Source organism: Isoptericola sp. NPDC060257, from assembly GCF_042726645.1.
Classification (GTDB): Bacteria; Actinomycetota; Actinomycetes; order Actinomycetales; family Cellulomonadaceae; genus Isoptericola; species Isoptericola nanjingensis.
Window position 1 is genome coordinate 1 of record NZ_JBHXAW010000131.1, and the last position, 11,314, is coordinate 11,314.

Consider the following 11,314-nt stretch of genomic DNA (forward strand, 5'->3'; position numbering starts at 1 on the left):
GGGGGCCCACCGCGGGGGTCGTGGTGGCGCCGTCGTCGACGCGCGAACCCCGCACCCCGGCGTCCGGGGTGCGGGGCTCTGTCGCGCCCGGCTGGTCGTCCGGGAGCACTGTCCGCGCCTCCTAGAGGGCCGCGTCGCCGTGCTCGCCGGTGCGCACGCGCACCACGTCGTCGAGCGTCGTGGTCCACACCTTGCCGTCTCCGATCCGGCCGGTCTGGGCGGCCTTGACGACGACGTCCACGACGGTGGACGCGTCCTCGTCCGCGACGAGGACCTCCACGCGGACCTTCGGCACCAGGTCGACCGTGTACTCGGCACCCCGGTACACCTCGGTGTGGCCCTTCTGTCGCCCGTAGCCGCTGGCCTCGCTGACGGTCATCCCGCGGATGCCGGCGGCCTCGAGGGCGGACTTCACGTCGTCCAGGCGGTGGGGCTGGACGACCCCGGTGACGAGCTTCATGCGCGAATCTCCCTCTTGATCTGGCCGCTGGCGGAACCCTGCGGGACGGTCTCGTACGCGGACTCGCTGTGCACCGCCAGGTCGATGCCACCGACCTCGGCCTCCTCGGAGACCCGCCAGCCCATGACCGCCTTGAGCGCGATCGCGATGAGGTAGGTGATGATGCCGGAGAAGACGATCGCGACGACGGCGATGATCGCCTGGACCGCGAGCTGGTTCAGGCCGCCGCCGTAGAACAGGCCCGTCTCGGTGGCCAGGAAGCCGATGGAGACCGTGCCCCAGAGGCCGGAGACGAGGTGCACGCCCACGACGTCGAGCGAGTCGTCGTAGCCCAGCTTGTACTTCAGGCCCACCGCGAAGGCGGAGAGCACGCCGGCGATCGCGCCGACCGCGATCGAGCCCACCGGGCTGACGGACCCGGCGGCCGGGGTGATCGCGACGAGCCCGGCCACGACACCCGACGCGGCGCCGAGCGACGTCGCGGAGCCGTCGCGCAGCTTCTCCACCAGGAGCCAGCCGAGCACCGCGGCCGCGGTGGCGACCGTCGTGTTGACCCACGCGAGGCCGGCGAAGCCGTCGGCCGTGAAGGCGGAGCCGCCGTTGAAGCCGAACCAGCCGAACCACAGGAGCGCCGCGCCCAGCATGACGAGCGGCAGGTTGTGCGGGCGCATCGGCTCGGAGCCGAAGCCCTTGCGCTTGCCGACCACCAGGGCGAGGACCAGCGCGGCCACACCGGCGTTGATGTGCACCACGGTGCCGCCGGCGAAGTCGATCGGCGTCGCGATGGACGCGAACGGCCCGTCGCCGGACAGCAGGCCGCCGCCCCAGACCATGTGCGCCATCGGGAAGTAGCAGAGGGTCACCCACACGGCCACGAAGACCATCCAGGTGCCGAACTTGGCGCGGTCGGCGATCGCGCCGGAGATCAGGGCGACGGTGATGATGGCGAACGTCGCCTGGAAGCCGACGCCCACGATGCCGGGCACGCCGAAGTCGTCGATCGCGAACTCACCCGCGGCGTCGTAGATCGCGCCCGACAGCCCGAACTGGTCGAACGGGTTGCCGACGATCCCGCCGAGGTCGGCGCCGTAGGACATCGACCAGCCCCACAGCACGTAGACGACGCCGACGACGGCGATCGCGCCGAACGACATCATCATCATGTTCAGCACGGACTTGCCGCGCACCATCCCGCCGTAGAAGAGCGCGAGTCCAGGGGTCATCAGGAGCACGAGAGATGCCGACATCAGCATCCACGCGGTTGCTCCGGTGTCCAGCTCCATGAGTTGTTCCTCCCTCACCAGCCGGGCGGCCGGGTCGGGCACTACCGTGGTCGGGCGGGGTTTCGCCTGGAGTGTTCTGGTGTTTCGCGGGTGTGACAAGGCCCCGTCACGCGTCAACTTTGCGTTAACGGGGCCCTGTCGTGGGGCGCCGCGGGCCGCCGCGGGCCGCCGCGTGCGCGGCGGAGGTCAGCCCAGCAGGCCGTCCACGAACTGCTCGGGGTCGAACGGCGCCAGGTCGTCGGGGCCCTCCCCCAGCCCGACGAGCTTGACCGGCACGCCGAGCTCGCGCTGCACGGCGACGACGATGCCGCCGCGGGCGGTGCCGTCGAGCTTGGTGAGCACGATGCCGGTGACGCCCGCGACCTCGCCGAAGACGCGGGCCTGGTTGAGGCCGTTCTGCCCGGTCGTGGCGTCGAGCACGAGCAGCACCTCGGCGAGCGGCGCTTCCCGGGTGATGACGCGGGTGATCTTGCCCAGCTCGTCCATGAGGCCTGCCTTGTTCTGCAGGCGGCCCGCGGTGTCGACGAGGACGACGTCGGTGCCCTCGGCCTTGCCGCGCTTCACGGCGTCGAACGCGACGGCGGCCGGGTCGGCGCCGTCGCGGTCCGAGCGCACCGTCTCCACGCCCACGCGGGCGCCCCAGGTCTGCAGCTGGTCGGCGGCCGCCGCGCGGAACGTGTCCGCCGCGCCGAGCACCACGGACCGGTCCTCCGCGACCAGCACGCGCGCCAGCTTGCCGACCGTCGTCGTCTTGCCCGTGCCGTTGACGCCCACCACGAGCACGACGGCCGGCAGCCGCGCGCCGTCGTCGCCGACCGGGCCGGTCGTGGCGACCTCGCGGTCCAGCGCCGGGTCGACGACCTTGAGCAGCTCCTCACGCAGCAGGTCTCGCACGGTCTTCGGGTCGCGGACGCCGAGCACGCGCACGCGCGTGCGCAGGGCCTCGAGCAGCTCCTCGGCCGGTCCTGCGCCGATGTCGGCGAGCAGCAGCGTCTCCTCGAGCTCGTCCCAGTCGTCCTCGGTGAGGTGGTCGCGGGAGAGCACGCTGAGCAGCCGCGCGCCGAGCGGCGACCCCGACCGGGCGAGCCGGTCGCGCAGGCGCACCAGGCGCCCGGCCACCGGCTCCGGCGTCTCGAGCGCGGGCGCCGCCGGTTCCGCCGCGGGGGCCGCGTCGACCGACGCTCCCTCCGGCGCGGGGGCGACCGTCGTGGCGCCGTCGTCCCGCTGGTCGACCTGCTGGTCGATCCGCTGGTCGGGGCGCCGGCGGCGCGTCCTCGGGGCGAGCAGTGCGGCACCGCCGCCGACCACAACGACGACGCCGAGAAGGATCCAGAGCCAGAGCTGATCAGTCACGCGGACAGTCTCCCAGAACCGCGCGGGCGTGCCGCCCGGCGAGGATCGCCGCCGGGCCCCCGGACGAGGGGGTCACTCCGGCTTGCGGACGCTCCCCACGTGCCACGAGCTGCGCGCCTGCAGGCGCGCGCGGTGCAGTGCATCGGTGAGCTCCTCCGGGTCGACATAGCCCGGGGCGTCCTCGACCGTCGCGGCGAAGAACTCGTCCATCCCCGTCTCGACGGGGGCTGGGGGCGCGACGCGCTTGCGGCGCAGCCCGGACCGGAAGTCGCGGAGGAAGCGACCGAGGCCGGGGGCCTCATCGTCCTGACCCTCACGACGTTCCATGACGTTGGCCACGAGGAACACCACCGCGGCGAGAACGAGGGACCCGAGGACCCAGAGGACGAACGTGAGCATGGCGTTATTCTCCCCGCGCATCGACGGTCTCGCGCATCCGCTGGGAGATGACGGTCGTCACACCGTCGCCGCGCATGGTCACGCCGTACAGCGCGTCCGCGACCTCCATCGTGCGCTTCTGGTGGGTGATGACGATGAGCTGGGAGTCCTCCTGCAGCTCGCGGAAGATCTCCAGCAGTCGGCCCAGGTTCACGTCGTCGAGCGCCGCCTCGACCTCGTCCATCACGTAGAACGGGCTGGGGCGCGCCTTGAAGATCGACACGAGGAACGCGACCGCCGTGAGCGACCGCTCCCCGCCGGACAGCAGCGACAGCCGCTTGACCTTCTTGCCCGCCGGGCGCGCCTCGACCTCGATGCCCGTGGTGAGAAGATCACCCGGGTCGGTGAGCACCAGGCGCCCCTCGCCACCCGGGAAGAGCCGGCCGAAGACCCGCTCGAACTGCTCCGCGGTGTCGCGGAACGCCTCCGCGAAGACCTGCTGCACCCGCTCGTCGATCTCCTCGACGATGTGCAGCAGGTCCTGGCGCGACTTCTTGAGGTCCGCCAGCTGTTCCGTGAGGAACTGGTGCCGCTCCTCCAGGGCCGCGAACTCCTCCAGCGCGAGCGGGTTGACCGCGCCGATGCGCGCGAGCGCGCGCTCCGCCGTCGCGAGCCGCTTCTCCTGCTCCGCGCGCACGTACGGCACGGGCTCCGGGTCCGGGTCCTCCTCGGCGGCCTCGGTGGGGCGCGCCACCGGCACGTCGCGGTGCGGGCCGAACTCCTCGACCAGGACGTCGGGGTCGCTGCCCAGCTCGTCCACCGCCCGGGCCTGCAGCTGCTCGAGCCGCGCCACCTGCTGGGCGCGCGCGACCTCGTCGCGGTGCGCGACGTCGGTGAGGTCGCGCAGCTCGCGCGCGAGCCGGTCGGCGTCGGTGCGGACCGTCTCGAGCTCCCGCTGCCGCGCGCCGCGCTCCTCGTCGGCGGCCGCGCGCTCGGCCTGGGCCCGCTCGATCGAGCGGGCGAGGACGGCCAGGGCCGTGCCCGCGTCGTCGCGCACCGCGGCCGCCGTCCGCGCCTCGGCCGCGCGCTGCACCGCCCGCCGCTCCGCCTTCTCCCGCGCGGCACGCTCCTGCGCCGCGGCCCGCGCGAGGCCCTGCGCGCGGCCGGCGACGGCGCGCGCCCGCTCCTCGCTGGTGCGCAGCTCCAGCCGCGCCTCGGTCTCCGCCGCGCGCGCCGCGGTGGCGGCCTCCTGCGCCGCCTCCCGGGCCGCCTGCGCCTCGGCCACCTGCTCCTGCGACTGCGCGGGCTCGGCCTCCGCGACCTCGAGGCGCCGGGCCAGCTCGGCGAGCTCCGCCTCGTCGGCCTTCCGCCGCTCGGCGGCCTGGGCGAGCGTCGCGCGGTGCCGCTCGGCCTCCGCGAGCGCGGACCGGTGCGCCGAGCCGAGCGTGCCGAGCTGCTCCGCGACGGCGGCGAGGGCGGCGTCCGACTCGTGCAGCCGGGCGAGGGTGTCGTCGTGGGCGGCCTGCGCCTCGTCAAGACGCTCGCGCGCCCCGACCAGCTCGAAGCGGCAGCGCTCGCCGCGGGCGGCCGCGTCGTCGAGCCCCTCCTTGGCCTCGTCGAGCGCCGACGTCAGGTGCAGCACGCTCGGCGCGGCCGCGGAGCCGCCCCAGGCCCGCGCCGCGCCCAGCAGGTCGCCGGCCCGCGTCACGGCGACGACGCCGGGTGCCTTCTGGACCAGGGCGCGCGCCTGGGCCAGGTCGTCCACCACGACCACGTCGCGCAGCAGCGTGCGCAGCGGGGCGGCCGCGGGTCCCGCCACGGTGACGACGTCGGGCGCCCGGCGCGCGCCGTCGGGCAGGTCGGCGGGGACCGGGGACTCCCCCGGCGCGCCGTCGTCGGCGCCGCCCACGACGAGCCCGGCGCGGCCGGCGTCGTCGTCGCGCAGGCGGCGCAGCGCGTCGACCGCCGCGTCGAGGTCGCGCACGGCCACGGCGTCCGCGACCGGGCCGAGGGCGGCCGTCACCGCGTCCTCGTAGCCCGCCTCGACGCCGAGCAGCGCGGCGACCGAACCGAGCACGCCGGGCGCGGCGTCCGCGAGCAGGGCGCCCGCGCCGTCCTTGCGGTCCAGGCTGAGCTCGAGCGCCTCGACCCGCGCGCTCCAGGTGGCGCGGTCGCGCTCGGCCTCGGCCGCGCGGGCCTCGAGGTCCTGCACGGCTGTCTGCGCCTCGGCGAGCGCCGTCGTCGCCTCCTCGTGCCGGGCGTCGAGGTCCTCCTCGCCCTCCTCGGCGCCCACGACCTGCACCTCGAGCGCGCCGAACTCGCGCGCTGCCTCCTCGGCCCGGCGCTCCGCCTCCGCGACGACCTCGCGCACGCGTTCCAGCTCCGCGTCACCCGCCTCGACGCGGCTGCGGCGCGCGGCCACCTGCCCGGAGAGCCGGGCGAGCCCCTCGCGACGGTCGGCCGCGCCGCGGTGCAGGGTCGCGAGCTCGCGCTCCGCGGCGTCCGCGGCCTTCTCGGCGTCCGTGCGCGCGGCGACCGCGGTCTCGAGCGCGGCGCGCGCGAGCTCGACCTCGCGGGTCAGCTCCGCCTCCGTGGCCCGCGCCCGCTCGGCCTGGGCCTCCAGGGCAGCCGGGTCCTGGCCGCGGTGCTCCGGCTCGGTGGCGCCCAGCAGCCGCACCCGCTCGTCGGCGAGCGTGGCCAGCCCCCGCAGCCGCTCGCGCAGCGCGCTCAGCGCGTGGAAGGCGTCGGCCGCGCGGCCGGCGTCCGCGACCGCGGCGGACGCCGCGACCTCGAGCCCCGCCAGGTGCTCCCGCGCCCGCTCCAGCCCCTGCTCCGTCTCCTGCTGACGCTCGCGCAGCGCCGCCTCGTCGGCCCGCTCCTGGGCCATCTGGGCGGTGAGCTGGGCCAGGTCGTCGGCGAGTAGCCGGGCCTTCGCGTCCCGCAGGTCGGCCTGGACGGTCCGCGCCTTGCGCGCCGCCTCCGCCTGCCGCCCGAGCGGGCCGAGCTGGCGACGCAGCTCCGCGGTGAGGTCCGTGAGGCGGGCGAGGTTGCCCTGCATCGCCTCGAGCTTGCGCAGCGCCTTCTCCTTGCGCTTGCGGTGCTTGAGGACGCCGGCCGCCTCCTCGACGAAGCCGCGGCGGTCGTCGGGGGTGGCGCGCAGCACGGCGTCGAGCTGCCCCTGACCCACCACGACGTGCATCTCGCGGCCGATGCCGGAGTCGCTCAGCAGCTCCTGGATGTCGAGGAGCCGGCACGAGCTGCCGTTGATCGCGTACTCCGACCCGCCGCTGCGGAACAGCGTGCGGGTGATCGTCACCTCGGTGTAGTCGATCGGCAGCGCGCCGTCGGTGTTGTCGATCGTGAGGGACACCTCGGCCCGGCCGAGCGGCGGGCGGCCGGCGGTGCCGGCGAAGATGACGTCCTCCATCTTGCCGCCGCGCAACGACTTGGCGCCCTGCTCCCCCATCACCCACGACAGCGCGTCGACCACGTTCGACTTGCCCGAGCCGTTCGGCCCGACGACGCACGTGATGCCCGGCTCGAGGCTCAGCGTCGTCGCCGAGGCGAACGACTTGAAGCCGCGGAGCGTGAGCGTCTTGAGGTGCACCCGGCGAGCCTAACCGCCGGATCCCGCCGATCCGCGGAACTTCGCCGGTCCCGCCCGGAGACGTCCGGACACGCCGACGGCCGGGCCCGTGCGGGCCCGGCCGTGCGACGTCGTGCGTGAGTCGTGCGTGACGTACGAGCGCTCAGAGGTTCGGGAACCAGAGGCCGATCTCACGGGCCGCGGACTCGGGCGAGTCGGAGCCGTGCACCAGGTTCTGCTGCACCTTGAGGCCCCAGTCGCGGCCCAGGTCGCCGCGGATGGTGCCGGGCGCGGCCTCGGTGGGGTTGGTCGCGCCCGCCAGCGAGCGGAACCCGGGGATGACGCCCTGGCCCTCGGCGACGACGGCGAGCGTCGGGCCCGAGAGCATGAAGTCGACGAGCGGCTGGTAGAACGGCTTGCCCTCGTGCTCCGCGTAGTGCGCGGCGAGGAGCTCGGTCGTGGCCTGCTTCAGCTCGACGGCGACGAGCGTGTAGCCCTTCGCCTCGATGCGCCGCAGCACCTCGCCGGACAGCCCGCGGCGGACGCCGTCGGGCTTGACGAGCACCAGGGTGCGCTCGATGGCGGGCTCGGCGGGCAGGGTCGTGTCTGCGGCGTCGGTCATGGCGGAGAGCCTATCGGCGCCCGCGCCCTGCCCTGTACTCCCGCCCCTCACCCTGCACTGCCTTCCAGCAAGCGATCTTTCGCGTCATCGGGCCTTGTCTCGCGAGGAATCGCTTGCTGGAAGGCCAGAGTCACACCGGACGAAGACCGCCCACAGCGCGCCGTCGCGCGACGTTGTCCACAGGTCCGGGCTCGGCGGCGCGACGGGCGTCGTCGGAATGATCGCCTTGCGCGATGCGACCGCTCACCCCACCGCCTCCGGCACTCCTGACGCTGGCCGCGCGACAGGAAGGTCTCGTGACGACGCGCCAGTGCGAGACGGCCGAGATGTCCGCCGACCGGCTGGCACGCATGGCACGGCCGGGGCGCTGGGTGCGGTTGAGCACCGCCGTCTACGACACCGATCCCGTCCCCGTGGACCATCGCGAACGACGAGATCTCTTCGACCATCGCCGCCGCCGTGCCGCGTGGTTCGGGCTGCTTGCCTACGGGCCGTCGGCGATCGCCGTCGGGCAGTCCGCCCTGGCCCTTCACGAGATCCAGGGACTGCCCGTCCACATCACCCCGGAGGTGATGCTCCCGAGTGGATTCCCCAGGGTCTCCCGTGACGGCGTCGCGGTCAGGCAGTACGACGCCGGGCTTGCGACCGAGCTCGTCCGTGGTCGCCGGGTCGTCCCCGTCGTGCACGCGCTCGCCCAGGCGGTGCCACACCTCGGTCGTCGGCACGCCGTCGCCGTCCTCGACAACGCGGTGTACGCCGGCCGCGTCAGCCGTGCCGAGGTCGAGACCGCGCACGACCTCGCCCGAGGACGACGCGGGGTGGAGCGCACCCATCCGTGGTGGCGGCTGGTCGACGGGCGAGCGGAATCACCGCTGGAGACCTGGGCGCGCCTCGAGTGCCTCGACGCCGGTGTCCCGCCCGACGACCTCCAACGGGACTTCCACGCACCGAACGGTCGGTTCATCGGCCGGGGCGACCTCGTGTGGCGCCTCCCGGGCGGACGCTGGTTCCTCCTCGAGATGGACGGCGAGGAGGTCCACGGCTCGCTCGAGGCGGTCTACTCCGACCGCGCACGCCAGAACGCCCTCGTCGCCGACGGCGGGGTCGTCGTGCAACGGGCTACCTCCGAGGACCTGCGGGTGCCCGGTCGGCTCGGGGACGAGGTGGCCGGCCGACTGCGCCGGGCCGGGTGGCGCGCGGCCGACGAACGAACAAGCGATCTGTCGCGTCATTCGGCTGAATGACGCGACAGATCGCTTGGTGAAAGGCTGGTCCGGTCAGAGGTTCGGCGCCGTCTCCGGGTGCTCGGCGTCGTACTGGGCGCGCTCGCGGTCGATGCGGCCGCCCAGGCGCAGCGAGACGACCCACATCGCGACGAACACCACGCCGACGACGAACATCATCGGCAGCAGCAGGCCCATCGCCAGCACGGGCACCTGCACGACCGTCCCCGCGTAGTACCCCATCGGCGTCCCGACCATGCGGGACATCACCAGGAGCACCACGAACAGCACGCCGATCACGAGCCACAGGGCGAGCGGCGAGTCGATCACCAGGGGGCCGCGCTCGTAGCCGGTGTTCCGCAGCCCGTAGAGGGCGACGCCGGCGAACAGCACCACGAACGCCTCCAGCTGCAGCATCATCGACGTGAACTGCACCTTGGCGGGCTTGCGGGGCTTGATGCGGTCCCCCGGGCGGGGACGGTCGTCCTTCTTGCTCACGACCCCACGATATCCGCGCGCTCGCGGGTGCCGGGACCGTCGTCGTCGGAGACCTCCGACACGCCGTCGGCGACCGGCAGCTCGTCGAGCGCCCCGGCCTTGGCCGGGTCCGCGACGGCCTCGCCGCGCGCCACCATGCCGGCGACGTCGGACAGCTTGATCACGGGCAGGAAGAACGCCAGCACGAGGCCGACGAGGACGAGCGGCACGAGGTACCAGAACGACGGCGCGAGGGCGTCGGCGTAGGCGTCGATGATGCCCGACTTGAGCGGCTCGGGCAGCGACTGCACGACGCCCGGCGTGAGGCTCGACTCCCCCGCGCCGCCGGCCCCGGCGGGCGCCCCGGCGAAGACCTCGGTGAGGTTGTCGGTGAGGCGGGTCGTGAAGATCGTCGTGAACAGGGCGGAGCCCACGGCCGCGCCGATCTCGCGGAAGAAGTTGTTGGAGCTCGTGGCCGTGCCCAGCTCGTGCGGGTCGACGGCGTTCTGCACCGCCAGCACGACGGTCTGCATCACGAGGCCCATGCCGGCGCCGAGCGTGAAGATCATCGCGCCGAAGGTCCACATCGACATGTCGCCGGTGAGGCCGGTCAGCCAGACCATCGCCAGGGCGACCACGATCAGGCCGGCCACCGGGTAGGCCTTGTACTTCCCCGTCTTGGAGATCGCGATACCCGAGACGATGGAGGTGAGCATCATGCCGGCCATCATCGGGAGCATCAGCCAGCCCGACTCGGTGACGCCGGCGCCCGTGGACATCTGCAGGAACGTCGGGATCATCGCCATCGCGGAGAACATGCCCATGCCCAGCACGAGCCCGATCAGCGTCGTGATGGTGAACGTGCGGTTCTTGAACAGCCGCAGCGGGATCAGCGGCTCGGCGACGCGCGTCTCGACGAGGATGAACGCGGCCACCGCCGCGAGCGTCAGCACGAGCAGCCCGGACAGGCGCCAGTCGGTCCAGTCGTAGCCGGACGACGACAGCGACTCCCAGCTGGTGACGAGCACGATGCCCGTGGTGGCCACGGCCATCGTGACGATGCCGCCCCAGTCGACCGGGCGCGACGAGCGGTGCGAGGGCAGCCTGAGCGCGAACCAGGCGACGACGAATGCGGCGACGCCGACGGGCAGGTTGATCCAGAAGGTCCAGCGCCAACCGGGGCCCTCGGTGAGCCAGCCGCCCAGGAGCGGGCCGAGGACGGCCGAGATGCCGAACAGGGCGCCGAGCGGGCCCATGTACTTGCCGCGCTCCGAGGCGGGCACGATGTCGGCGATGATCGACTGCGACAGGATCATCAGCCCGCCGCCGCCGAGGCCCTGGAGGGCGCGCCACAGGACGAGCTCGATCATGTTCTGCGACAGCGCGGCGCCCACGGACGCGAGCGTGAACAGCCCGATCGCGACGAGGAACGGCCAGCGCCGTCCCATGAGGTCGCCGAACTTGCCGTACAGGGGCATGCCGATGGCGACGGCCAGGATGTAGGCGGTGACGACCCACCCCTGGTGCTCGACGCCGTTGAGCTCGCCGACGATCGTGGGCATCGCGGTGCCGACGATCGTCTGGTCGAGGGAGGACAGGAACATCGACGCCATCAGGGCGCCGAAGATCAGCCAGACGGTGCGCTGCGTCAGGACGACGACGGGCTTGTCCGGCGCGGCAGCAGGGGCACTGCTCATGGGACACCTCGGATCGGTGGCGCGCGGGGGCGCCGGGGTAGTGACGGGGGCTGGGGTGCTCGGGGGGAGGGCGTGCGGGCGGGGGGCAGACGGGCTGTCCGGGGTCTCGTGGGTCTCCTGGGTGTCCGGAGTCTCCGGGCTCTTCGGGGTGTCGTCGGCGTCCGGCGGGTCGGCAGGCGTACCGGGATCGGCTGCCGGGGCGGCGCCCCCTGCCGCGCCTCCGACGCCCTTGCCC

9 protein-coding genes are annotated in these 11,314 nt (G+C 73.8%); 1 reads left to right on the top strand and 8 read right to left on the bottom strand.

The window, feature by feature from the left end; genetic code table 11:
• Positions 1-121: 121 nt before the first annotated feature.
• From ACFWEK_RS12190 to ndk, 6 genes are all read right to left on the bottom strand, one after another.
• The gene (locus tag ACFWEK_RS12190) at positions 122-460 is read right to left on the bottom strand and encodes a P-II family nitrogen regulator (protein WP_429728391.1); all 339 of its coding nucleotides are present in this window, start codon (positions 458-460) and stop codon (positions 122-124) included.
• Positions 457-1,743, bottom strand: a complete 1,287-nt coding sequence (locus tag ACFWEK_RS12195) for an ammonium transporter (RefSeq protein ID WP_429762300.1) — start codon at positions 1,741-1,743, stop codon at positions 457-459. Before ACFWEK_RS12195 ends, ACFWEK_RS12190 begins: the two co-directional genes overlap by 4 nt.
• Before the next feature lie 186 nt (positions 1,744-1,929).
• Complete coding sequence (ftsY, locus tag ACFWEK_RS12200; protein WP_430547114.1) at positions 1,930-3,096, bottom strand: signal recognition particle-docking protein FtsY; 1,167 nt, start codon at positions 3,094-3,096, stop codon at positions 1,930-1,932.
• A gap of 72 nt (positions 3,097-3,168) precedes the next feature.
• The gene (locus ACFWEK_RS12205; RefSeq protein WP_430547115.1) at positions 3,169-3,495 is read right to left on the bottom strand and encodes a hypothetical protein; all 327 of its coding nucleotides are present in this window, start codon (positions 3,493-3,495) and stop codon (positions 3,169-3,171) included.
• 4 nt (positions 3,496-3,499) lie between these two features.
• Positions 3,500-7,081, bottom strand: coding sequence for a chromosome segregation protein SMC (gene smc, locus ACFWEK_RS12210; RefSeq protein WP_430554219.1), 3,582 nt, complete (start codon positions 7,079-7,081; stop codon positions 3,500-3,502).
• Between the two features lie 142 nt (positions 7,082-7,223).
• A complete protein-coding gene (gene ndk / locus ACFWEK_RS12215) occupies positions 7,224-7,682 on the bottom strand; it encodes a nucleoside-diphosphate kinase (protein ID WP_430547117.1) in 459 nt (152 codons plus the stop codon).
• A 233-nt stretch (positions 7,683-7,915) separates the two neighbouring features.
• Here ndk and ACFWEK_RS12220 point away from each other — a divergent pair, with 233 nt between their 5' ends.
• Entirely contained in the window at positions 7,916-8,926 is a 1,011-nt protein-coding gene (locus ACFWEK_RS12220) for a type IV toxin-antitoxin system AbiEi family antitoxin domain-containing protein (protein ID WP_430554220.1), read from the top strand.
• Positions 8,927-8,959: 33 nt separating this feature from the next.
• On the opposite strand, the gene ACFWEK_RS12225 is transcribed toward ACFWEK_RS12220, so the two are convergent.
• Positions 8,960-9,403: a DUF4233 domain-containing protein gene (locus ACFWEK_RS12225; protein WP_430547119.1), complete on the bottom strand. Its 444-nt coding sequence runs from the start codon at positions 9,401-9,403 to the stop codon at positions 8,960-8,962.
• Positions 9,400-11,079: an MDR family MFS transporter gene (locus tag ACFWEK_RS12230; RefSeq protein WP_430547120.1), complete on the bottom strand. Its 1,680-nt coding sequence runs from the start codon at positions 11,077-11,079 to the stop codon at positions 9,400-9,402. The genes ACFWEK_RS12225 and ACFWEK_RS12230 overlap by 4 nt, the downstream gene beginning before the upstream one ends.
• Between the last annotated feature and the right edge of the window lie 235 nt (positions 11,080-11,314).

Coding starts and splice junctions, on each gene's coding strand:
- ACFWEK_RS12195 (WP_429762300.1), bottom strand. CDS start 1,743: ATGGAGCTGGACACCGGAGCAACCGCGTGGATGCTGATGTCGGCATCT.
- ACFWEK_RS12190 (WP_429728391.1), bottom strand. CDS start 460: ATGAAGCTCGTCACCGGGGTCGTCCAGCCCCACCGCCTGGACGACGTG.
- ndk (WP_430547117.1), bottom strand. CDS start 7,682: ATGACCGACGCCGCAGACACGACCCTGCCCGCCGAGCCCGCCATCGAG.
- ACFWEK_RS12230 (WP_430547120.1), bottom strand. CDS start 11,079: ATGAGCAGTGCCCCTGCTGCCGCGCCGGACAAGCCCGTCGTCGTCCTG.
- ACFWEK_RS12205 (WP_430547115.1), bottom strand. CDS start 3,495: ATGCTCACGTTCGTCCTCTGGGTCCTCGGGTCCCTCGTTCTCGCCGCG.
- ACFWEK_RS12220 (WP_430554220.1), top strand. CDS start 7,916: ATGCGACCGCTCACCCCACCGCCTCCGGCACTCCTGACGCTGGCCGCG.